20 protein-coding genes are annotated in these 21,027 nt (G+C 57.0%); 14 read left to right on the forward strand and 6 right to left on the reverse strand.

Annotated features, from left to right (window positions below; all coding sequences use genetic code 11):
* Positions 1-247: 247 nt before the first annotated feature.
* A complete protein-coding gene (locus tag K7H09_RS21655) occupies positions 248-736 on the reverse strand; it encodes an Rsd/AlgQ family anti-sigma factor (protein WP_041157933.1) in 489 nt (162 codons plus the stop codon).
* 386 nt (positions 737-1,122) lie between these two features.
* Here K7H09_RS21655 and K7H09_RS21660 point away from each other — a divergent pair, with 386 nt between their 5' ends.
* The 13 genes from K7H09_RS21660 (at position 1,123) to K7H09_RS21720 (ending at position 13,890) form a co-directional block, all read left to right on the forward strand.
* Positions 1,123-3,408 (forward strand): bifunctional salicylyl-CoA 5-hydroxylase/oxidoreductase, encoded by a 2,286-nt coding sequence (locus tag K7H09_RS21660; protein ID WP_174788082.1) that lies wholly within the window; start codon positions 1,123-1,125, stop codon positions 3,406-3,408.
* The gene (locus tag K7H09_RS21665; RefSeq protein WP_174788081.1) at positions 3,405-4,175 is read left to right on the forward strand and encodes an SDR family NAD(P)-dependent oxidoreductase; all 771 of its coding nucleotides are present in this window, start codon (positions 3,405-3,407) and stop codon (positions 4,173-4,175) included. Before K7H09_RS21660 ends, K7H09_RS21665 begins: the two co-directional genes overlap by 4 nt.
* Positions 4,172-4,624 (forward strand): MarR family winged helix-turn-helix transcriptional regulator, encoded by a 453-nt coding sequence (locus K7H09_RS21670; protein WP_027958830.1) that lies wholly within the window; start codon positions 4,172-4,174, stop codon positions 4,622-4,624. Before K7H09_RS21665 ends, K7H09_RS21670 begins: the two co-directional genes overlap by 4 nt.
* A gap of 24 nt (positions 4,625-4,648) precedes the next feature.
* Entirely contained in the window at positions 4,649-5,461 is an 813-nt protein-coding gene (locus K7H09_RS21675) for an enoyl-CoA hydratase family protein (protein WP_174788080.1), read from the forward strand.
* The gene (locus tag K7H09_RS21680) at positions 5,461-6,594 is read left to right on the forward strand and encodes an acyl-CoA dehydrogenase family protein (RefSeq protein ID WP_174788079.1); all 1,134 of its coding nucleotides are present in this window, start codon (positions 5,461-5,463) and stop codon (positions 6,592-6,594) included. Before K7H09_RS21675 ends, K7H09_RS21680 begins: the two co-directional genes overlap by 1 nt.
* Positions 6,595-6,719: 125 nt before the next feature.
* Positions 6,720-8,408 (forward strand): benzoate-CoA ligase family protein, encoded by a 1,689-nt coding sequence (locus K7H09_RS21685; RefSeq protein WP_174788078.1) that lies wholly within the window; start codon positions 6,720-6,722, stop codon positions 8,406-8,408.
* A 40-nt stretch (positions 8,409-8,448) separates the two neighbouring features.
* On the forward strand, positions 8,449-9,594 hold the full coding sequence (locus tag K7H09_RS21690; protein WP_009288483.1) for an ABC transporter substrate-binding protein: 1,146 nt from the start codon (positions 8,449-8,451) through the stop codon (positions 9,592-9,594).
* A 63-nt stretch (positions 9,595-9,657) separates the two neighbouring features.
* Positions 9,658-10,578: a branched-chain amino acid ABC transporter permease gene (locus K7H09_RS21695; RefSeq protein WP_009288482.1), complete on the forward strand. Its 921-nt coding sequence runs from the start codon at positions 9,658-9,660 to the stop codon at positions 10,576-10,578.
* Positions 10,571-11,626, forward strand: a complete 1,056-nt coding sequence (locus K7H09_RS21700; protein WP_022519699.1) for a branched-chain amino acid ABC transporter permease — start codon at positions 10,571-10,573, stop codon at positions 11,624-11,626. The genes K7H09_RS21695 and K7H09_RS21700 overlap by 8 nt, the downstream gene beginning before the upstream one ends.
* Positions 11,619-12,371, forward strand: coding sequence for an ABC transporter ATP-binding protein (locus K7H09_RS21705; protein ID WP_041157925.1), 753 nt, complete (start codon positions 11,619-11,621; stop codon positions 12,369-12,371). Before K7H09_RS21700 ends, K7H09_RS21705 begins: the two co-directional genes overlap by 8 nt.
* Positions 12,364-13,044 carry an ABC transporter ATP-binding protein gene (locus tag K7H09_RS21710; RefSeq protein WP_174788077.1) on the forward strand — a complete coding sequence of 227 codons (681 nt, stop codon included), beginning with the start codon at positions 12,364-12,366 and terminating at the stop codon, positions 13,042-13,044. Before K7H09_RS21705 ends, K7H09_RS21710 begins: the two co-directional genes overlap by 8 nt.
* Before the next feature lie 13 nt (positions 13,045-13,057).
* Positions 13,058-13,465, forward strand: a complete 408-nt coding sequence (locus K7H09_RS21715; RefSeq protein ID WP_174788076.1) for an acyl-CoA thioesterase — start codon at positions 13,058-13,060, stop codon at positions 13,463-13,465.
* An 11-nt stretch (positions 13,466-13,476) separates the two neighbouring features.
* Entirely contained in the window at positions 13,477-13,890 is a 414-nt protein-coding gene (locus K7H09_RS21720) for a RidA family protein (RefSeq protein WP_174788075.1), read from the forward strand.
* A gap of 222 nt (positions 13,891-14,112) precedes the next feature.
* Here K7H09_RS21720 and K7H09_RS21725 read toward each other — a convergent pair whose 3' ends face one another.
* From K7H09_RS21725 to K7H09_RS21745, 5 genes are all read right to left on the reverse strand, one after another.
* The gene (locus tag K7H09_RS21725; protein WP_174788074.1) at positions 14,113-14,988 is read right to left on the reverse strand and encodes an alpha/beta hydrolase; all 876 of its coding nucleotides are present in this window, start codon (positions 14,986-14,988) and stop codon (positions 14,113-14,115) included.
* A 27-nt stretch (positions 14,989-15,015) separates the two neighbouring features.
* Positions 15,016-15,516: a disulfide bond formation protein B gene (locus tag K7H09_RS21730; RefSeq protein WP_022519705.1), complete on the reverse strand. Its 501-nt coding sequence runs from the start codon at positions 15,514-15,516 to the stop codon at positions 15,016-15,018.
* Complete coding sequence (gene gshA, locus K7H09_RS21735; protein WP_174788073.1) at positions 15,513-17,153, reverse strand: glutamate--cysteine ligase; 1,641 nt, start codon at positions 17,151-17,153, stop codon at positions 15,513-15,515. Before gshA ends, K7H09_RS21730 begins: the two co-directional genes overlap by 4 nt.
* Positions 17,154-17,301: 148 nt before the next feature.
* Positions 17,302-19,671 (reverse strand): Tex family protein, encoded by a 2,370-nt coding sequence (locus tag K7H09_RS21740; RefSeq protein ID WP_174788072.1) that lies wholly within the window; start codon positions 19,669-19,671, stop codon positions 17,302-17,304.
* A gap of 80 nt (positions 19,672-19,751) precedes the next feature.
* Positions 19,752-19,979, reverse strand: a complete 228-nt coding sequence (locus K7H09_RS21745) for a DUF1127 domain-containing protein (protein WP_027958820.1) — start codon at positions 19,977-19,979, stop codon at positions 19,752-19,754.
* Positions 19,980-20,100: 121 nt separating this feature from the next.
* Here K7H09_RS21745 and K7H09_RS21750 point away from each other — a divergent pair, with 121 nt between their 5' ends.
* The gene (locus K7H09_RS21750; protein WP_138800635.1) at positions 20,101-20,961 is read left to right on the forward strand and encodes a LysR substrate-binding domain-containing protein; all 861 of its coding nucleotides are present in this window, start codon (positions 20,101-20,103) and stop codon (positions 20,959-20,961) included.
* Positions 20,962-21,027: the final 66 nt, after the last annotated feature.

The raw sequence follows: 21,027 nt of genomic DNA on the forward strand, positions 1-21,027 counted from the left end.
TTTATGTGCATGCGTAATGGCGTTTGGCCACCCGCCGTTTCGTAATGGGGTTTTGGCACCCATCGTTTTATGTGCACGGGTAATGGGGTATTCGGCACCCACCGCGTTATGTGCACGCGTGATTTAGTAGCGCGGCGTAAGCGTTAGCGCACCCGCGAAAGCAGCGCGAAGCGGTGCCGGGGTTGAAGCGGGATTACCATGGAGCAAAAGCGCCGCATAGCGGCGCCTGTCTAATGGAAGGTCTTACTTAAGCGGGGGCTTTGGTGTGCTGCGGGCTGTGTGCGGCGTGTAAGCGCGCGATCAATTGGTCTTCCAGCGCGAAGCGTTCGGTAAGGCCCCGGGCTAAGCGGTCGATCCAGGCAGGTAGGCGGGCGATGTTTTGCTCGCAGCTAAGCGTGGAGCCAAAATCGGTATCGAACTCCAACACCATCTCGGTGGACATTTCTAAACGCTCGAGCAACTTCTCCGCGATGACGAGCGCTCCCTCGTCGCTAAAGGCCCGTGCCTCTTCCGAGAGCTGGGGGTAAATCTCAAAGTGACCGGCGCTGATGTAATCCATCAGCTTTTCACTAAACGTATCGATAGGCGCTTTGCTCACTGCTTCCAATTCAGCATCACACGCTTCTTTTAGCTCAATAAAGCTGATCAATAGCTGACGGCGCTGATCCAGCCAGCGGTCAATCAGGGTATGCACGCCTCCCCAGCGCTCCAGGGCATTTTTGCAATCTTCGAGCATGGGGCTTTCTCCTTAAAGTCACCTTATAACTGCTATTAATAACTACTATCAAACGCTCAGAACAAATAATAGGCTTAGAGTCGCGCCTCCCACTACCTCTGTCAATCCCAGCAAGTACGGTTTCCATGGTACTAAAAGTTCACTGCCCATAACGCTTTCTTCTATGGCTGATAACCAGCGCTCTCAAGCGGCAGCCCCTGCCATATTCCTGCGTCTATTTATGCTCTCATCTTCCGGCCACCATTGCGAGCACAGCCGCATGAGGGCTTTAAACGCTCGCACGCCTACTCACAGAAAAATACTTTAAGCTTAAAAAGTTTATGCTTGAATTTTATAGAGTCCTCTCCTATCTTCAGGAAAGAGAGTGTTTTCCGTGGAGAATAAAAATGAGAATCGCCTGCCTGGGTGGAGGGCCTGCTGGCCTCTATTTCGCTATCAGCATGAAGCTACACGATCCCTCCCATGAGGTCGTGGTGATTGAGCGCAATCGTGCAGACGATACCTTCGGCTGGGGCGTGGTGCTGTCAGACGAAACCCTCGACAACCTGGCGGCCAACGACCCGGCCAGTGCAGAGCGAATTCGCGAGCATTTCGCCTATTGGGATGATATTGCGGTCGTTCATAAAGGCGCCAAAACCGTCTCTACAGGCCACGGATTTTGCGGCATTGGGCGCCGCCAACTACTGATTCTGCTACAGGAACGCGCTCGCGAGCTCGGCGTGGAGATGCGCTTTGAAACCGATATAACAGAAGCCTCCATTGAGCAGTACCGGCGTGAGTATGACTTGGTCCTGGCCGCCGATGGGCTTAACTCCCGCACCCGCCAAACCTACGCCGATCACTTCAAGCCCGACATTGATGTACGAGCGTGCAAGTTCGTTTGGCTGGGTACCCATCAAACCTTCAACGATGCCTTCACCTTTATTTTCGAAAAGACCGAGCATGGCTGGGTGTGGGCTCACGCTTATCAGTTTGATAGGGATACGGCGACCTTTATTGTCGAGTGCAGTGAGGCCACTTGGCAGGCGTTTGGCTTTGGCGAAATGAACCAGCAGGAGTCGATTGCAGTCTGCGAGCGCATCTTTGCCAAGCATCTCGACGGCCACGCGCTGATGACCAATGCCAACCATATACGCGGCTCCGCCTGGATCAATTTTCCACGGGTACTCTGCGAACGCTGGAGCTATGAGAACGTAGTTTTGATGGGTGACGCCGCCGCCACCGCACACTTTTCAATTGGCTCCGGCTCCAAGCTCGCACTGGAGAGTGCCATTGCACTGGCTAATTACTTGCACAGCGAAAGCAGCATGGCAGCTGCCGTTGCTCGCTATGAAGAGGATCGCCGCTTCGAAGTGCTGCGCCTACAGTCAGCCGCGCGCAACTCCACCGAGTGGTTTGAGCAGGTGGAGCGCTACCTGGATCTCGACCCGGTGCAGTTCAACTACTCGCTATTGACCCGCTCCCAGCGCATCAGTCACGAAAACCTGCGGGTACGCGACCCACAGTGGCTAGAAAGTGCAGAGCGCTGGTTCCAAACCCAGGCAGGCAACGCTGGCAGCGCCCGTGCACCGATGTTTGCGCCTTATCAACTACGCGATATGACGCTGGTTAATCGCGTGGTGGTCTCTCCCATGGCGCAGTACAAAGCCGTCGATGGCTGCCCTACCGATTGGCACTTTAGCCACTACGCAGAGCGAGCCAAGGGTGGCGCAGGCCTGGTATATACAGAGATGACCTGCGTCAGCCCCAGAGGGCGAATCACCCCCGGCTGCCCAGGCTTGTACGCGCCCGAACATGAAGTAGCGTGGAAGCGTCTTTGCGATTTCGTGCACACGGAAACCCAGGCCAAGCTATGCGCCCAAATCGGCCATTCAGGAGCAAAGGGCTCTACTCAGTTGGGCTGGCAAGAGATGGATGCCCCGCTTACGGATGGCAATTGGCCAATATTGGCAGCTTCAGCACAGCCCTGGTCAGCGCGTAACCAAGTGCCCAAGGCAATGGATCGCGACGATATGGATCGGGTGCGCGATGAGTTTGTCAGTGCGGCGCAGATGGCCGATCGCGCGGGTTTTGACATGATCGAGATTCACGCCGCCCACGGCTACCTGCTCTCTTCGTTTATCACGCCATTAACCAACCACCGTGACGATGAGTACGGCGGCTCGCTGGATAACCGGCTGCGCTACCCGCTTGAAGTGATCAACGCCGTGCGCCGCGTTTGGCCTGCCCATAAGCCGCTTTCGGTGCGTATTTCTGCCAACGACTGGTGCGGCGATGAAGGCATCACCCCAGACGATGCGGTGGAGATCGCCAAACGGTTGCGCGATGCGGAGGTGGATATTGTCGATGTCTCTGCCGGACAAACCTCGACCCAGGCAAAGCCGGTCTATGGACGTATGTTCCAAACGCCCTTCTCTGACCGGATTCGTAACGAGACGCCTATCGCCACCATGTCGGTGGGCAATATCTATCAGGCCGACCATGTGAACTCGATCCTGATGGCCGGACGCGCCGACTTAGTCTGTATCGCCCGCCCTCATCTCGCCGATCCTTACTGGCTGCTGCACGTTGCTGCGGGGTTGGGTGATAGTGAGGTGGAGTGGCCAGCACCCTACCGGGCAGGCGCCGATCAGCTACAGCGCTTGGCTGAACGTGGCGAGGGTTGGGTATGAGCCAATCCGATAGAAACTCGGCAGCGAACAGCCTGGCAGGCAAGCGGGCGGTGATTACCGGCGGCGGCAGCGGTATCGGTGCCGATATGGCCCTGGCCTTTGCCCAGGCGGGCGCCGAGGTCACGATTACCGGCCGCCGTGAGGCAGCCCTTCAAGCCGTTGCCGAGCAGCATGATGGCATTCGTACCGCCGTGGTCGATGTCACCGACGAAGCCGCCATGGTGGCGCTCTTCGAGAAGATCGGCAATGTGGATATCGTTATTGCCAACGCCGGGGCGGCAGAGAGCGCGCCGTTCGCCAAGACCTCTTTCGAGCAGTGGCAACGTATGTTGAATGTAAACCTTAGTGGAGTGTTTCTGACCCTGCGTGAGGGTTTGAAGCAGTTGAACGACGGCGGGCGCCTTATCGCCGTTGCCTCCACCGCGGGCCTGAAAGGTTACGCCTATGTGGGTGCTTACTGTGCGGCCAAACACGGCGTGGTGGGGCTGGTGCGTTCACTGGCGGCTGAAACCGCCACTCGCGATATGACCGTTAATGCGCTCTGCCCAGGTTTTACCGACACGCCGTTACTGGCCGCCAGCGTGGAGAATATTGTGACCAAAACAGGCCAATCCGCCGAACAGGCCACCGCGCATTTTCAATCGACCAACCCTACAGGGCGATTAGTCACTCCTGCAGAGGTCACCGCGACGGCTCTATGGCTATGCGGGCCTAACAGTGGCGCAATCAACGGCCAGGCGATTTCCATCTCAGGGGGTGAAGTATGACGGCAGAAAGCTTAAGCAAGGAGCGCCTGCGCTTATGGCTGCGCATGCTGCGGGTTACCCGTCAGGTGGAGTCCGAGCTGCGCGAACGGCTGCGAACCGAGCACGACTCTACACTGCCGCGTTTTGATGTGATGGCCGCGCTATATGCCGCTGAGGAGGGCCTGAAAATGAACGAGCTCTCCAAGCGGCTGCGGGTTTCCAACGGCAACGTCACCGGCATTATTGACCGCTTGGTGGAGGATGGCGCCGTGGAACGTATTGCTATTGAGGGCGACCGGCGCGCCACGCGGGTCTGCCTGACCAGTGCTGGTCGCGAAAGCTTCAGGGCCATGGCCGTTGAGCATGAGCGCTGGATCAATGCGCTGTTCGAAGGGGTGACCGAAGAGGATGCCCATCATATCGGCGAGCTGCTCCACCGCTTGCCGGCTTCTCTTGACGATACCCACTAATCACTGACAGGCGAGAACAACAATATGAAGAGCATGGCTGACCTGGCCCCCGAGCACTTTATTTGGGAAATGAGTGGTGATGTCGCCGTTATCCGGTTGAATCGCCCAGAGCGCAAGAACCCGCTGACATTCGAAAGCTACGCCGAACTGCGCGATACCTTTCGTGACTTGGCCTATGCATCCGATGTGCATGCCGTGGTGTTTACCTCCAACGGCGAGAACTTCTGCTCCGGCGGCGACGTACATGAAATCATCGGCCCCCTGGTGGGCAAGGATATGAAGGGACTGCTCGAGTTCACCCGCATGACCGGGGATCTAGTCAAGGCCATGCTGAACTGCGGCAAACCGATCATTGCCGCCGTCGACGGCATCTGCGTTGGCGCGGGGGCGATTATTGCCATGTCCTCGGATATTCGTTTTGCCACCCCCCGCGCCAGCACGGCGTTTCTGTTTACCCGCGTGGGACTGGCGGGCTGTGACATGGGCGCCTGCGCAATTCTACCGCGCATTATCGGCCAGGGCCGCGCCGCCGATCTACTCTACAGCGGCCGTAGCATGAGTGCCGAGGAAGGCCTCCAGTGGGGCTTTTACAACCGAGTGGTCGAACCAGACTCCCTGGAAGAAGACGCCATTGCTTACGCCACCCGCCTGGCTCAGGGCCCCACCTTCGGCCACAGCATTACCAAAACCCAGCTAAACCAGGAGTGGTCGATGAGCCTGGAGCAGGCCATCGAATCGGAAGCCCAGGCCCAGGCGATCTGCATGCAGACCAACGATTTCGAGCGCGCCTACCACGCCTTCGTAGCCAAGCAAAAACCTGAGTTCAAGGGGGACTGATGAGCGACAAGAGCTTTCTAGCGTGGCCCTTTTTCGAGGCCAGACACCGCGAACTTTCCGAGCAGCTCGAAGCGTGGTGCCGCACTGAACTACCCCGCGACCACAGCGATGTGGATGCGACCTGCATTCAACTGGTACGCGATTTAGGCAAAGCTGGGTTTCTGGAAGGCACTGCGGGCGAGCATATCGATGTGCGCAGCCTGTGCCTAATCCGTGAAACCCTGGCCCGCCATGATGGTCTAGCCGATTTTTCGTTTGCCATGCAGGGGCTGGGAACCGGTGCGATCAGCCTATATGGCAGCGATGAACAGAAGCAGTGGCTGGACAGAACCCGGCGTGGTGAAGCAATTTCCGCGTTTGCCCTGAGCGAGCCTCGCTCGGGCTCTGATGTGGCCCAGTTGGATACCACCGCTGAGCGCGAGGGCGATAGCTACCGTTTGCATGGCGAAAAGACCTGGATCTCCAACGGTGGTATTGCCGATATCTACACAGTCTTTGCCCGCACCGGTGAAGGTCCCTGCGCCAAAGGGCTTTCAGCCTTTTTAGTGCCTGCCGACACACCCGGATTGGAGATTCGTGAGCGCCTGGAGACGGTGGCGCCTCACCCGCTGGCACGGCTGGGCTTCAACGATATGGTGCTGCCTGCCAGCGCGCTGATCGGCAAGCCTGGGCAAGGCTTTCGGATCGCCATGTCGGTGCTGGACGTTTTCCGCTCCACGGCTGGCGCGGCGGCCCTGGGCTTCGCCCGCCGGGCAATGGAAGAGTCGCTCTCCCGCAGCCGCTCCCGGGAGCTGTTTGGCGCCACCCTCTCCGACTTACAGATGGTGCAGGGCCACTTGGCTGATATGGCGCTAAACGTGGATGCCTCCGCCCTGCTGGTTTACCGCGCTGCCTGGACGAAAGATCAAGGTGCTGAGCGGGTGACCCGTGAAGCGGCAATGGCCAAGCTATTTGCCACCGACCAGGCCCAGCAGGTGATTGACCAGGCAGTACAGCTTCACGGCGGCGACGGCGTTCGCAAAGGCCATATTATCGAAAGCCTCTACCGGGAAATCCGCGCGCTGCGTATTTATGAAGGTGCCTCAGATGTACAAAAAGTAGTCATCGCCCGCAGCATCCTCGCGGAAGAGTAAACAGCAAAAACCGTACAGCAGTTTTCAACAACAATAAAACACAACGCCAGACACCGTATCCCTGCCCGCGCTTCCTTTGAGCCGTGGGCAGGAATAAACAACGACACCAAATACGGAGGTTGGTCATGTACATCCAGTCGGCCCATGCTGATACTTTTGCGCGGGATAACCTGCCACCCACTGATTGCCAGCCTGAGTTCCTGCTCGCGGGCTACCATTATCCCCAACGACTTAACGCGGGCGTTGAGCTCTGCGATCGACTGCTCGACCAGGGTCACGGTGAACGAATTGCCTTAGCGGGCAATGGCCGTCGTCGCACCTATCAAGAGCTCACTGAGTGGACCAACCGCCTTGCCCACGTGCTGGTCGAAGACCTGGGCGTGGTTCCCGGCCAGCGGGTATTGATCCGTTCCGCCAACAACCCGGCCATGGTGGCCTGTTGGCTGGCCGCCACCAAGGCGGGGGCCGTGGTGGTCAACACCATGCCGATGCTACGCACCAAAGAGCTATGCCAGGTAATCGATAAAGCGGAAATCAGCCTAGCCCTGTGCGATACCCGCCTGCTCGATGAACTGGTTGAGTGCCAACAACACAGCCCGGTACTCAAACGTGTGGCTGGCTTTGATGGCACGGCTAACCACGACGCCGAGCTTGACCGTTTAGCGCTGGGCAAACCCGCCACCTTTGAAGCGGTGAATACCGCCGCCGACGATGTGGCGCTGCTGGGGTTTACCTCTGGCACTACCGGCTCACCCAAAGCAACCATGCACTTTCACCGCGATCTGCTGGTCATTGCCGACGGCTACGCCAAGGAAGTCCTACAGGTAACGCCGGAGGACGTGTTCGTCGGTTCACCGCCGCTGGCATTTACCTTTGGCCTGGGCGGGCTGGCCATTTTCCCGCTGCGCTTCGGCGCCACCGCCGTGCTACTCGAACACGCCTCCCCGCCCAATATGATGGACATTATCCGCGAGTATCAGGCCACGGTGGTCTTCACCGCACCAACAGCCTACCGGGCGATGCTCTCAGCACCTACTCGCCATGAGGATTTGAGCAGCCTGCGCGTGGCGGTTTCCGCTGGCGAAACCCTGCCAGCACCGATTTATCATGACTGGATCAAGCAAACCGGCACACCGATTCTCGACGGCATCGGCGCAACTGAAATGCTGCATATCTTTATCTCTAATCACCTGAATGACCATCGCCCCAGCTGCACCGGCAAACCGGTGACCGGTTACGAGGCACGAATCGTTGATGACGAGATGAATGATGTCCCTCGCGGCACGGTCGGCAAACTGGCCGTGCGCGGCCCTACCGGCTGCCGCTACCTGGCCGACAAGCGCCAGCAAAAGTATGTAAAGGCGGGCTGGAATATCACCGGTGATGCGTTTTACCAGGATGAAGAGGGCTACTTCCACTTCGCCGCTCGCAACGACGATATGATCGTCTCGGCGGGCTATAACATCGCAGGCCCCGAGGTGGAAGCAGCCCTGCTGGCCCACCCCGCCGTGAAAGAGTGCGCGGTGATTGGCGCTCCTAGCCAGGAGCGTGGCCAAATTGTCGAGGCTTTTGTTGTTCTAAACGATGGTTTTCAGCAAGATGAAGAATGTCAGCAAATGTTGCAGGACTTCGTGAAGCAGACCATCGCGCCGTATAAGTACCCTCGCTCCATACGATTTATCGAGGCACTACCTAAAACATCCACGGGTAAGGTTCAGCGCTTTCGGCTGAGCCAGGAACATTACCCGAGTGCTGGCTCTCCTGGCATCAATGTGAATAGCACTAACATCAATAGCACCAACACCAACGCATGACCCTCTAAGTAATAAACGATTAAAAAATGAGGAATGATCCATGAAAATGATATCCCGCTTTGGCCTTGGCTTACTGCTCTCCTCCAGCCTGGTAACCACTGCTCACGCTGATGACGTTAAAATTGGCATGATTACCACCCTCTCAGGCGGCGGTTCGCACCTGGGCGTGGACGTTCGCGATGGCTTCATGCTGGCCCTTGAGCAGTCGGGCCGCGACGACGTGGAAGTGCTGATTCAGGATGATGCAAGACGCCCCGACCTGGCGCGTACGCTGGCCAATGAGTTTATGCAGCGTGATGAGGTCGATATTCTTACCGGCATTATCTGGTCAAACTTGGCAATGGCGGTCGTTCCTTCGGTGGTACGCCAGGGCACCTTCTACCTGTCACCTAATGCCGGGCCCTCCGATTTAGCAGGGCGCATGTGCCACGAGAACTACTTCAACGTGGCGTATCAGAACGACAACTTGCACGGCGCCATGGGTGCGTATATGCGCGAAGAGGGGTATGAGCGCCCGATCATCATGGCGCCCAACTACCCTGCTGGCACCGATGCGCTAGCGGGCTTTAAACATCTTTATGAAGGCGAGGTCGTCGGCGAGCTTTACACCCAAATGGGCCAGACCGACTACGCGGCTGAAATTGCCCAGATTCGCGATAGCGATGCCGACAGCTTGTTCTTCTTCTTACCCGGCGGTATGGGCATCTCGTTTATGAAGCAGTGGGAAAGCTCCGGTGTCGATATGCCGATCTTTGGCGCCGCCTTCTCGTTTGATGAAATCTTAATCAAAGCGGTAGGCAGTGCGGCGATTGGCGCACGCAACACCTCGCTATGGGCATATGACCTGGAAAACGAGGCCAACGATCGCTTTGTTGAGGGCTTCCGGGAAGCCTATGACCGCACGCCAACGTTGTACGCGGCACAAGGTTACGACACCGCCAACCTGATTCTTAGCGCGCTTGAAACTGCCCACCCCGATGACAAAGACGCCTTCCGCGAAGCACTGCGGGCCGCTGACTTTGACAGCGTACGCGGTGAGTTCCGCTTCGGCCCGAACCAGCACCCTATCCAGGATATTTACGTGCGTGAAGTCGTGGAGGGTGACGATGGCGAGCCCACCAATCGCCTGATCGGTGTCGCAATCGAAGATATCCAAGACGTCTATTACGAGCAGTGCCAGATGTAAGCTCGCCTCGGCTGGGTGTAGCCGCCCAGCCTTTTCTCTTTACCTGCGCTAAGGATACCCAACGTGTCCGTTACTCTGCTGATAGAGCAATTACTGAACGGCGTGCAGCTCGGCACGATGCTGTTTTTGATGGCCAGCGGCCTCACCTTGGTGTTTGGGGTGATGGGGCTGATCAATCTTGCCCACGGTTCTTTTTATATGGTGGGCGCCTACGCCACGGCAGCGGTGACTGCCTCAACGGGCTCTTTTCTGATTGGACTGGCTGCTGGGATGACCGCGGCCGCCCTGGTAGGTGCACTGGTAGAACTGTTGGTGATACGCCGACTTTACCACCGTCCTCATCTTGATCAGGTATTGGCAACCTTTGCACTAATACTGATTTTTTCGGAGGGCACGCGCTGGATCTTCGGCTCTTCACCGTTATGGTTGAGTCCTCCTTCTTGGCTGACGGGGTTTGTCACCCTGCCAGGTGATACCCGCTACCCCATCTATCGGCTGATGCTGATTGGGGTGGGTATCGCTATTTCGATTGCCCTTTACTTGCTTATCTCGCGAACTCGACTCGGTATGCGCATTCGGGCAGGTGAAAGCGATCGCGAAATGATTGGTGCGCTGGGGGTCAATATTTCAAAACTCTATACCTTGGTGTTTGCCTTAGGGGCGGCGTTAGCGGGTTTAGCCGGCGCTTTAGTAGGCGCATTGCAATCTGTACAGGTGGGTATGGGCGAGCCAGTGCTGATTTTAGCGTTTGTCGTAATCGTCATTGGCGGTATCGGCTCAATTAAAGGCGCGCTACTCGGTGCCCTGCTGGTGGGTATTGTCGACACCTTGGGTCGGGTCTATCTGCCCATCTTCTTTCAAGCGTTTATGCCGCCGTCTGAGGCGACCGGCGTCGGTTCGGCGTTGGCCGCGATGCTGATCTATATCCTCATGGCCGTCATTCTCGCGTTCAAGCCTAAGGGACTGTTCTCTGCCCATGACTAATACCACTTCCTTGTCCAAGAACGCTGCGCTAGCGCCCGAAGCGGATAGACCTTTTGACCGCAAAGGGCTGGTTCAGATGGCCCTGCTCGGGCTACTGCTGTTACTGCCTGTAGCAGCCTATTTCTTGGGCCATATTTATTATGTCAATCTGGCCTCGCGTATCACCATTATTGCCATGGCGGCCGTTGGCCTTAACCTGGCCATTGGCTATGGGGGCATGGTGAGCTTTGGCCACGCGGCCTATTTCGGCTTAGGTGGCTATGTGGCAGGCATCAGTGCTTATCACGCTTTTGATATGACCCCATTTATGACGTGGCCTTTCAGCGTGCCGGGCAGCGACAATTTACTGGTGATATGGCTCGCCGCTATGTTGCTGTGCGGGCTGCTAGCGCTGGTCATCGGCGCTATCTCACTGCGTACCACGGGGGTCTATTTCATTATGATCACCCTCGCCTTTGCGCAGATGATTTACTACTTTGCCAACTCCTGGCCGACCTATGGCGGCGAAGATGGTCTGCCTATTTATATTCGCAACACCCTGCCCCTGTTCAATAACAACATGCTCGATAGCAGCGATGCACTCACCTATTTCCTGATCTGCTTCACCGGGCTTGTGTTAGCGATGGCAATTACCTCACGAATGATGAAATCGCGCTTTGGTGCGGCCTTGACCATGGCACGGCTTAACGATGTACGCCTTGCCACTGCCGGGATCAGCCCCTACCCCATTCGCTTGGTGGCGTTTGTGATTTCTGCCGCGATTACCGGGCTTGCTGGTGCGCTTTATGCGGATCTGAATGGCTTTGTTAGCCCGACAATGTTGAGTTGGCACTTCTCCGGCGAACTGATGGTCATCGTCATTTTGGGCGGCGTGGGGCGCCTTTACGGCCCGTTAGCCGGTGCGGTGCTGTTCGTGATGATGGAAACCTTTCTGGGGGGAGTCACCCAATATTGGCAGCTTTTCCTCGGGTTAGTGCTGCTTGGGGTGGTGCTATTTGCCAAACATGGTGTGATGGGTTGGCTGGCCGGGAGGGAACGCAATGAGTGATGTGGTTCTTTCACTACAAAACCTGCATAAGCGCTTTGGCGCGCTCCAGGCGACCAGCGATGTATCGCTGGATCTTAGACCCGGGGAGATTCACGCTTTGATTGGCCCCAACGGCGCGGGGAAATCGACCCTGATTGGCCAAATCGCGGGAAATATACGTCCTGATGAAGGGAGTGTTTACTTAGCAGGCAGTGAGATCACGAGCATGAGTATCGCTCAACGGGCGCGCCTGGGCCTGGGGCGCAGCTTTCAGGTCTCCTCGCTGGCGGAGCCGCTATCGGTGATGCGCAATGTGATGATGGGAGTTCAAGCGCTGCAGAGTCACAGTTTTCGGTTCTGGAAGCCCGTTGCTCGCGATCGGCAACTGCTTGAACCAGCCTATGAAGCACTGGCGCGTATGCAGCTTAGTCACCGCGCCTGGACGCCGGTATTTGAACTTTCCCACGGGGAACGCCGCCAGGTTGAGGTGGCTTGCGCTCTGGCGCTCAAGCCCCGCGCACTGCTGCTGGACGAACCCATGGCGGGCTTGGGCCCAGAAGGATCGGCGAAGCTAACCGAGCTGCTGGAGGCTCTTAAGCTGGAAGTGCCTATCCTGCTGATCGAGCACGATATGGAGGCGGTATTTCGTCTGGCTGATCGTATCTCTGTGTTGGTATCCGGGAGCGTTATCGCCCATGGGGATAGCCACACTATTAGGCAGGATCCCCGCGTCCGTGAAGCCTACCTGGGGGATTCTGATGCTTAAGGTTGCTGATATTGAAACGTTTTATGGGCCCTCTCAGGCGTTATTTGGCGTTAGCCTTGACGTTAACGCCGGTGAGATGGTCGCCCTAATGGGGCGCAACGGTATGGGTAAAACCACCACCATTCGCTCGATATTCGGTCTGACTCCGGCCAGCCGTGGCACGATTGAGTTTGAATCCCAGAACATACGCCGCTTACCCGCTTTTCGTATCGCTAAAGCGGGGCTTGGCTTGGTGCCGGAGGGGCGCCGCTGTTTCCCTAATTTGTCGGTGCGCGAAAACCTATTGGTGACCGCCCGCCCGGGCGAGTGGACACTGGAGAAAGTAGAAACGCTGTTTCCGCGCTTGGAGGAGCGCCGCGCGCAAATGGCCAAGACCCTCTCCGGCGGTGAGCAGCAGATGCTGGCTATTGGCCGGGCGCTGATGACCAACCCGCGTTTGCTGGTGCTGGATGAAGCCACTGAAGGATTGGCGCCGGTGATTCGCCAGGAGATCTGGCGGGCAATTCGGCTGCTTAAAGAGCAAGGTCAAGCCACGCTGCTGGTGGATAAGTCATTAAGCGAAATTCTACCCATCGCTGACCGCTGCACCATCCTGGAAAAAGGCTGCACCGTGTGGGATGGCCAACCCGCCGCGCTGGACAGCACTGTGCGTGACCGTTATCTGGGCGTGTAGGGAGGAGAAAACAGTGGCGTTTACTACCCATCGAAAAGTCCGTTTCCAGCACTGTGATCCGGCGGGTATCGTTTTTTACCCCCGCTATTTCGAACTGATCAATTCAGTGGTGGAGGATTGGTTTGAGGAGGTCGTGCAGCGCGACTTTAACCAACTGCACGTTGAGAGCGGCACCGGGGTTCCCACCGCCGCTATCGATACCCAGTTTCATGCGCCGAGCCGGTTAGGCGAACGACTCACCTTTGAGTTAGCGGTTCAAGCCGTTGGGCGTAGCAGCCTTACCCTTCAGATTATCGCTTACTGCGGTGATCAGAAACGTCTAACCAGTCGTTCAACCCTTGTATATGTGGATCTAAATAGCGGTCAGCCAATGCCCTGGACAGAGGCTATGCGCCAGCACTTTACCGTCGAAAACCTATAAGGATAGCCATAATGAGTGACGCCAACTTTCATCAGCTTCTTCACCCTTCGCATTGGAAAGCAGCGGTGGGCTACGCTAACGGCGTGCTGGCTTCAGGCCAGAGTGTGTTTGTAGGTGGGCAGATTGGTTGGAATGCCGATCAGGTATTTGAAAGCGACGATTTTGTCTTTCAAGTTAACCAGGCACTGCTAAATATCGTGGCGATTTTAAAAGAGGCGAACGCAGGCCCGGAGCATATCGTGCGGTTGACCTGGTATGTGACGGACAAGCAGGAGTATCTGGCGCGGCTTAAGGAGGTGGGCGCCGCCTATCGCGAGGTGCTGGGCAAGCATTTTCCGGCAATGACGATGGTTCAGGTGGCGGGGCTGGTTGAGGATCAGGCCAAGGTGGAAATCGAAGCGACGGCGGTGATTCCGGCTCATTAAGGATAATCAAAAGTGCCTCTAGCAGAGTACAAAGAGGTGCACCGGATCGAAACAACCTTCCGCGGGGGCACTGTGAACCCATCCCTGGGCGCTACTTTCGCCATCTGACCGCCATGGATGGCGGAAATGCCGGAATTGTCGGGAACATTTTCCGGCCCTGGCGAAAGACCCCCGCTTCAGGCTGATTTCGATCCTGTATTGAGAAGCTTCGTTAGTTTTTAATCATATCTTAACGCTAGCGTGAAATTCTTTAATCCACTCAACAAAACAACCATCGTTAAGATAGTGCTCAAGAATCGAGAAGTGGTCTACGTCGGAAAGTAGCTGCTGAGTCACTGTTTGGCCTTGCTGGCTCAAATGCTCAGCATAGCTGCTCATCTGGCGCTCGAACTCTTCTGACTCCAGGCCCCCTGCTACCAGCTTTATAGGCGCAGGTACTCGGCATGGCAGCCATATGGGGCTGAACTCCTGCACATCGCGCCCGCTAAGCTGAAGCTTGGGCTGCAGCCACGACCAGGGAAAAGGCCGCAGGTCGTATAAACCGCTGATACACAGCGCACCACGAATCAGCTGGTTGGGTAAGCCAAAAGCGCCCTCCCAGTCCGTCGACATTAGCATCGCGCATAAATGCCCGCCCGCCGAGTGTCCCGAAATACTCAGCTGCTCAGGATCAACGCCTAATTCAGCGGCATGGCGATAAACGTAGGCCACCGCTGCTTGGCTCTGCCGCACCAGCTCGCTAAAGCGTACCTGCGGGCAGAGAGCGTAGTTGACCACCGCGACGGTGATACCGGCTTTCACCAAGTCGTCAACGATAAAGCTAAATTCACGATGACTCAGCGAGCGCCAGTAGCCGCCGTGGAAAAACACATGCACCGGCGCTTTTGGGCTATCGGTATCAGGTGCATCGGCATGAAAGATATCCATGCGTTCCGCAAGCGTTGGGCCATAAGGCAGATCGAGCGTTGTGCGGTGGTTAACTCTTGATGCTTCACTGCGCTCACGCCAATCCTTTACCAACACCGCCGGGTCACGACCCATCATCGGGTCGTAGGCGCGACCGATCTCTTCTTGAGTCGCAAAATGTTGATAAAGCATGTACGTCTCCTTATCACTGACGCCCTACTAACCCCGACTTTTCATCAACAGCATACGCAGCGGTGCGATTGCCAGAATGGCAAATCCGATTAGCGTCCAGGCGGGCAGTGATAGGCCGAGCAACGAGAAATCGATATTGGCGCACTCGCCTGAGCCGGTTAACACCATGGCCACCACGTCCTGCATGGGCAGAATATCCATCATGTAATCGAGCCCAGGGCCGCAGGAAGGGACTTCATCGGCGGGCAAGCCCTGCAGCCAAACGTGACGCCCGGCGATAAAGGCACCTGTTCCAACAGCAGCCAGCGACAGCAGCCCGTAAATCACTTTGCCCACACGCCCGGCGGGGCTGTGAATAGCGGCTATCGCGAACACGATGCCCGCGACGATCACCGCTACGCGCTGAAAGATACACAGCGGGCAGGGTTCATATCCGCCGATGTGCTCAAGCCCCAGGGCTACCGCCATCATTAAAACGCAGAAGGCTAAACCAGCCAGGGCGGCCGAGCGAAAGGAGTGCAGAATCATTGTCTAACCTCAGATGGCAGCGCCGACATGGCGCGGGACTCACGAGCTTTAGTGAAATAGGCCTGCAAGAACTCTTCGAAGGTCTCTTTATCAGCGGCTTCAATATCGTGCTGCTGCTGGTGCGAGGTCTCAATCAGCTGAGCAAGCAGCGCTTCACGACTGCGCTGCATCGGCGCGGCTTTTAACTGCTCCGCCTGCTCTTTGGCCAGGCTAAGCATCAGATCGCTTAGCGATCCGCCGTTCGCTTTTAACCGTTCCAGCACCTGGGCAGACGGCGTTAGCGAAGGGTCTGCAAGACGTGGTGCAAGGCTTGCCAGCGCATCAGCATGCGGGCTCCCCTCCTCGACCGCATCCAGCAGGCGGGCAACTTCGCCCATCTCGGCGAAAATTTGTTCGCCCCACTCACGCACCGAGGTGGTTTCACCATGGTTGATTAGCATGAGTTCAGGGTCACGGCCGCGCTCCACCACCCAGCGGCGGTTGTCGTCCAAGCGGTCACACTCTTCGTCGGAGATCCACGGGCTGTCGCTGAGTAGGCACCACATCAAAAAGGTGTCCACAAAGCGCATCTGGTCTTCAGTAACGCCCAGGGGGTCGAAGGGGTTTAAATCCAAACAGCGTACTTCGATGTACTCCACGCCGCGGGCTTCGAGGGCTTGGCTGGGCGTTTCGTTGTGTTTGGCAACCCGCTTGGGCCGAATGTCGCTGTAGTACTCGTTTTCGATCTGGAGAATATTGGCGTTCAACTGACGCCACTCACCATCCACGTTAACACCCATTTTTTCATAGTCGGGCCACGGTGAAGAGATGGCGTGCCGCAGGGTATTAACGTAGTTAGAGAGCGAGTTAAAACAGATTTTAAGCTGCGACTGTACTTTGTTTTGATACCCCAGATCGGACATCCGCAGAGTCGTCGCGTATGGGGCAAAGTAGGTGTCGTCGCTAAGCGACTGCAGTTTTTCGGGTACCTTACCTTCAGGCAAAAAACTTTTATCGATGGCCGGTGAAGCGCCAAACAGGTAGAGCAACAACCAGCTATGGCGGCGGAAGTGGCGGATCATGCCGAAATAGCGGGTGGAGCGGTAGTCGTTAAAGGGGATATTGTTGGCTTTTTCCAACTCGCGCAGTGCGTGCCACATGTCATCGGGCAGCGATACGTTGTAATGAACGCCTGCAATCGCCTGCATGATGCGGCCGTAACGCATGTCCAACCCTTTGCGGTAAACATGCTTCATGGTGCCCACGTTGGAGCTGCCATAATCGGCAATCGGCACGCTGTCGTTGCCGGATAGCCTAGAGGGCATGCTGCCGGGCCAGATCCACTCGTTTTGCAGATGATGGTAGGTAAAGGTATGCAGATCAGATAGAAAGCACAGCGCTTCACCTGGCTGAGAGTAAACCGGCGTGATGTACTCTAACAGCGACTCTGAGTAGTCGGTGGTGATATGCGGGTGGGTTAATTTCGAACCCAGCGCGTACGGGTGCGGCGTTTGCGCAATGTGGCCAGTAGCGTCGACCCGCAGCCCCTCTTTTTCAAGCCCACGACGCAGGCGGCCCAACCGACCAAGGCGCGCACTGGGTATCAGGCGCTCGACTTGCGCGGTCAGCGCGGATGGCACAGTGAGTGGTTCAGGCAAGGTGAACACTCCTTGTCAGTAAAGCCCGCCGTGAGCGGGCCTTGGTGTAGTCAGGTGGCATCGCCATCATCGCTGATTCAAAAACAGAAAACAGGATATGGCGGCAACGATCGTTTTTTCAAGACACCTTCGCTTCCAGGGCACGCGACTATTTGCCGCCACGCGCTTTCAGCAGCGCAGCACCCAGTGCACCCATAGGCTCCGGCGCTTCCGCTTTATTGGCGTTGTTACGCTGGTTTCGAGCCGGTTTACGGGCACCACTGTATTGCTCTTTAGGCGAGCCACTGTTCTTATTGGCACCGCTGTTAGCACCGTTTTCAGCCTCAGGCTGGTCATCCAAACGCATCGATAGACCTACCCGTTTGCGGGGGATATCAATGCTCATCACTTTAACGGTGACAATATCACCTGCTTTCACCACGCTGCGGGGGTCATCGATAAAGCGATCAGATAGCGCCGAGATATGTACCAGGCCGTCCTGATGGACACCGATATCCACAAAAGCGCCGAAGTGGGTCACATTGGTGACTGTGCCTTCGAGCACCATGGAAAGCTTGAGGTCATTAAGGGTTTCGACACCTTCGCGGAATTCGGCCGCTTTAAACTCAGGACGAGGGTCGCGACCAGGTTTATCCAGTTCTTTGAGAATATCGCTGACGGTGGGCACGCCGAAACGCTCATCGGCAAAATCGGCGGGCTTTAAGGCTTTCAACGCGGCGCTGTCGCCAATCAAGCCGCGTACTTCACGCCCGCTCTGCTTGGCGATACGTTCCACCAGTGAGTAGGCTTCCGGGTGAACGGCGCTGGCATCCAAGGGGTTATCGGCATTGTGGATACGCAGGAAACCCGCGCACTGCTCGAAGGTTTTGGCACCGAGGCGGCTCACCTCTAACAGCTCTTTACGGTTTTTGAAGGCGCCTTTGACATTACGCTGCGCAACGATATTTTCGGCCAGCGCAGTGCTCAGACCGGCTACCCGTGAAAGCAGTGCGCTGGAAGCGGTATTGAGGTCGACGCCCACGGCGTTAACACAGTCCTCAATGACGACTTCCAGGCTGCGCGACAGCTGCACCTGGGAGACATCGTGCTGGTATTGGCCTACGCCAATCGACTTGGGCTCGATTTTAACCAGCTCAGCCAGTGGATCCTGCAGGCGGCGACCAATAGAGACGGCACCGCGCACAGTGACATCGAGATCCGGCATTTCCCGTGAAGCATACTCCGAGGCGGAGTAGACCGAGGCGCCTGCTTCAGAGACCATCACTTTGCTTAACCGGTGCGCTGGCGCCAGGGCTTTTAGTAGTTCGCCCGCGAGCTTGTCAGTTTCACGACTGGCGGTACCATTGCCCACCGCAATCAGCTCGACGCCGTACTGTTTCACCAGCTTAGCCAGCACGCTCAAGGCTTCATTCCACTGGTTTTGCGGCGCATGGGGGTAGATAGTGGTGTGATCGACAAATTGCCCAGTGGCATCGATCACCGCGACCTTACAGCCGGTGCGCTGGCCGGGGTCGATGGCAAGGGTGACTTTCTGCCCCGCCGGCGCGGCCAGCAGCAGGTCTTTTAGATTAGCCGCAAACACTTCAATGGCGGTAAGCTCAGCCTGCTCACGTAGGCGACCCAGCAGCTCGGTCTCCAGGGCAGTGTAAAGCTTCACCCGCCAGGTCCAGCGGACGACTTCGGCTAACCACTTATCCGCCGGGCGGCCCTGGTCGCTGATGCCAAACTGCTTGGCAATCGCCAACTGGGCGGGGTGAATGGGGGCCTCGTCTTCGCCGGGCAGTCGAATCGACAGGCTCAACACGCCTTCGTTACGCGCCCGGAACATTGCCAAAGCGCGGTGTGATGGCGCTTTGGCGAGTTTCTCATCGTGTTCGAAATAGTCGGAGAACTTGGCGCCCTCCTGCTGCTTACCCTCCAGCACCCGGGCGCTAAGCTCGCCCTCTTGCCACAGCCGTTCACGCAGTTGGCCGATGAGCTCGGGATCCTCGGCGAAGCGCTCCATCAAGATCTGCTTGGCGCCATCCAGAGCGGCCTTGGCATCTTCGATGGCAGGAATATCGCCTTCTGCTGGGCGCAGATAGTTTTCCGCTTCGCTTTCCGGATTAAGCGTTGGATCGGCAAGCAGCGCATCCGCCAGCGGCTCAAGCCCTGCTTCGCGAGCGATTTGCGCTTTGGTGCGGCGTTTTTTCTTAAACGGCAGGTATAAATCTTCCAAGCGTTGCTTGGTCTCGGCAGCGTCGATGCTGGCTTTCAGCGTAGCATCGAGCTTGCCCTGCTCATCAATGGCGACAAGTACCGCGGCGCGGCGCTCTTCCAACTCACGCAGATAGCGAAGCCGTTCATCCAACTGGCGCAGCTGGATATCGTCCAGCGCGCCGGTGACTTCTTTACGGTAACGGGCAATGAAGGGCACTGTGGCGCCGCCATCCAGCAGCTCCACCGTGGCGGACACTTGCTCGGGACGCACACCAAGCTCAGTGGCCAGGCGGGAAATAATACGCTGATTGACATCCATAAATTGCAACTAACTCATGCAGCATTTTTTAGTGCCAACAAGGTATCACAAACGCGCCACGGCTGGCATGACTTGCGGCTTCAGCGTCGCCACCCGTGGTCATCCCAGAACGGGCGGCGTGACTCGCGCTGTACGTCATCGCGGCTGATGCCAATATCTTTCAGCATGTCATCGCTCAAATGGCGCAAGGAATCCCGCTCGCGACGCAATTGGTACCAGCGATAAATTCTTTCCCGCCAGGTGATGCTGGGTTGCTTCTCAGCAGATTGGCACTGTTGGTTCTGCAAGCAGTGTAGCGAGCGCTCCATTTCAACCTCCCTCCGCCGCCAGCAACGGCGTGGTAAATAAGTGTTGAAGGAAGTATTGAACAGCGCCTAAAATCAATCCAACGAATACTCCTTATGTTCAACATCAAAAAGATTGATAGCCATGGCCACACTACCCACCATCGATCATGAGCTGCTGCGCACCTTTGTGGCCATTGTCGACCAGGGCGGCTTCACCCGCGCCGCTCAGACGGTAAACCGCACTCAATCAGCCGTCAGCATGCAAATCAAGCGGCTGGAAGAGGATGTTATTCAGCGCCCACTGTTTGTGCGTCAGAATCGCCAGCTGCTGTTAACCAGCGAAGGGCATACGCTGCTGGGTTATGCACGCAAAATTCTTTCATTGCAGGGAGAAGCGCTGACGCTGCTGCGCCAGCCGGATATGGTGGGCCGTGTGCGACTGGGGGTGCCGGATGACTATGTGATGCGTTTTCTGCCCGGCATTCTGAAAACCTTCTCCCAAGCCTGGCCGCTAGTGGATGTGGATGTGCACTGCGCCCCCTCGTCGGTACTCTCCCAGCAGCCGCAAGGGAGCCTAGACCTGATTATTATGACGCGGGAGATAGGCGACGAAGTTGGCACCATTTTAAGGCGTGAGGCTACCGTGTGGGTCTCGGCTGAGAGCCATTGCACACATTTACAGACGCCAGTACCCCTTGCCATGTTTGAGGCTCCCTGCTTTTGTCGGCGTCATGCCTGCAATGCACTGGATCGCGCAGGCCGGGCCTATCGAGTCGCTTACAGCAGCCCGAGCTTGGCGACGTTACAGGCGGTTGTGGGGGCGGGCTTGGCAGTGTCTGCCTGGATGCGCAGTTTAGTCACCGCCGACATGCAGATATTGGGTAAAAAAGATGGGTTTCCCGAACTGCCGGAAGCGTCCATCGTTTTGCAGCACACCTCCGCCACCCAGTCACCGATTATCGACAGCCTGGCCGAGCATATTGTTGAAGGGTTTAGGCTTTAATCAGTTAGATGCACGTACCCGTAGCGCGTATATGGACTCCTCCTCGTCTGCAAGCACAAAAGGTCA

It is taken from the genome of Halomonas sp. IOP_14, from assembly GCF_021021315.1.
Classification (GTDB): Bacteria; Pseudomonadota; Gammaproteobacteria; order Pseudomonadales; family Halomonadaceae; genus Vreelandella; species Vreelandella titanicae.

Bases quoted from the DNA above. Each gene is read 5' to 3' on its own strand.
- K7H09_RS21655 (WP_041157933.1), bottom strand. From the start codon at position 736: ATGCTCGAAGATTGCAAAAATGCCCTGGAGCGCTGGGGAGGCGTGCAT.
- K7H09_RS21660 (WP_174788082.1), top strand. From the start codon at position 1,123: ATGAGAATCGCCTGCCTGGGTGGAGGGCCTGCTGGCCTCTATTTCGCT.
- K7H09_RS21665 (WP_174788081.1), top strand. From the start codon at position 3,405: ATGAGCCAATCCGATAGAAACTCGGCAGCGAACAGCCTGGCAGGCAAG.
- K7H09_RS21670 (WP_027958830.1), top strand. From the start codon at position 4,172: ATGACGGCAGAAAGCTTAAGCAAGGAGCGCCTGCGCTTATGGCTGCGC.
- K7H09_RS21675 (WP_174788080.1), top strand. From the start codon at position 4,649: ATGAAGAGCATGGCTGACCTGGCCCCCGAGCACTTTATTTGGGAAATG.
- K7H09_RS21680 (WP_174788079.1), top strand. From the start codon at position 5,461: ATGAGCGACAAGAGCTTTCTAGCGTGGCCCTTTTTCGAGGCCAGACAC.
- K7H09_RS21685 (WP_174788078.1), top strand. From the start codon at position 6,720: ATGTACATCCAGTCGGCCCATGCTGATACTTTTGCGCGGGATAACCTG.
- K7H09_RS21690 (WP_009288483.1), top strand. From the start codon at position 8,449: ATGAAAATGATATCCCGCTTTGGCCTTGGCTTACTGCTCTCCTCCAGC.
- K7H09_RS21700 (WP_022519699.1), top strand. From the start codon at position 10,571: ATGACTAATACCACTTCCTTGTCCAAGAACGCTGCGCTAGCGCCCGAA.
- K7H09_RS21705 (WP_041157925.1), top strand. From the start codon at position 11,619: ATGAGTGATGTGGTTCTTTCACTACAAAACCTGCATAAGCGCTTTGGC.
- K7H09_RS21710 (WP_174788077.1), top strand. From the start codon at position 12,364: ATGCTTAAGGTTGCTGATATTGAAACGTTTTATGGGCCCTCTCAGGCG.
- K7H09_RS21720 (WP_174788075.1), top strand. From the start codon at position 13,477: ATGAGTGACGCCAACTTTCATCAGCTTCTTCACCCTTCGCATTGGAAA.
- K7H09_RS21725 (WP_174788074.1), bottom strand. From the start codon at position 14,988: ATGCTTTATCAACATTTTGCGACTCAAGAAGAGATCGGTCGCGCCTAC.
- K7H09_RS21730 (WP_022519705.1), bottom strand. From the start codon at position 15,516: ATGATTCTGCACTCCTTTCGCTCGGCCGCCCTGGCTGGTTTAGCCTTC.
- K7H09_RS21740 (WP_174788072.1), bottom strand. From the start codon at position 19,671: ATGGATGTCAATCAGCGTATTATTTCCCGCCTGGCCACTGAGCTTGGT.
- K7H09_RS21745 (WP_027958820.1), bottom strand. From the start codon at position 19,979: ATGGAGCGCTCGCTACACTGCTTGCAGAACCAACAGTGCCAATCTGCT.
- K7H09_RS21750 (WP_138800635.1), top strand. From the start codon at position 20,101: ATGGCCACACTACCCACCATCGATCATGAGCTGCTGCGCACCTTTGTG.